Genomic DNA, 597 nt, shown 5'->3' with positions numbered 1-597 from the left:
CGGTGACGGCATCATTGGCGCCGTCACCGCTGGCCCTGATGCGCAGCACCGTGCCCTTCGGCGCCTTGGCCGCCATCACCTTGACGATGCTCTTGGCGTCGAACCATGGTCCGTTGGCAGCCAGCGCGATTTCCACCTCGGCGGCAAAGCTCTTGGCCAGCTTGGTGAACTTCACCGAAGGACGCGCGTGCAGGCCCACCTCGTGGGTGATCACAACGGTCGCTTCGGCGGATGCGGACATGTCTTCAAACTTCCCGTTCACTCACGACGGCGACAATTCATGTGCCGTCGCCACCACTTCCCGGAGCGAGGCGCCGCCGGAGGCCTCGGTCGCCGCCATCACCGCGCCTTCGACGATCGGCGCGTTGCAGACGATGATCTTGTGCGAGCGTGGCTCGCCGATCATCTCCACCGCCATTTCCGAGTTGGTCTCGGCACCGCCGAGATCGACCAGAATGGCGACACCGGCTTCCGACCAGGCCTTGTCGATGGCGCCCATGATCGCCTCGACATTGGTGCCGAGCCCGCCATGGCCGTTTCCGCCGCACCATGCAAGCGGCACTTCGTCGCCCACCATCTGCCGCACCATGTCGGCCG

2 protein-coding genes are annotated in these 597 nt (G+C 65.5%); both read right to left on the bottom strand.

The features are described 5' to 3' along the window. Positions 1 to 241: HPr family phosphocarrier protein (locus tag EN750_RS38015; protein ID WP_145968374.1), on the bottom strand; the 241-nt coding region annotated here is incomplete at its 3' end. 21 nt (positions 242 to 262) lie between these two features. After that, positions 263 to 597, bottom strand: a 335-nt coding sequence (gene dhaM, locus EN750_RS38010; protein WP_127399506.1) for a dihydroxyacetone kinase phosphoryl donor subunit DhaM, incomplete at its 5' end; no start/stop codon positions are given.

Source organism: Mesorhizobium sp. M7A.F.Ca.ET.027.03.2.1 (assembly GCF_003999175.1).
GTDB lineage: Bacteria > Pseudomonadota > Alphaproteobacteria > Rhizobiales > Rhizobiaceae > Mesorhizobium.
The sequence above is the reverse complement of the archived record's forward strand: the minus strand, read 5'-3'. Positions and strand labels throughout refer to the sequence as shown.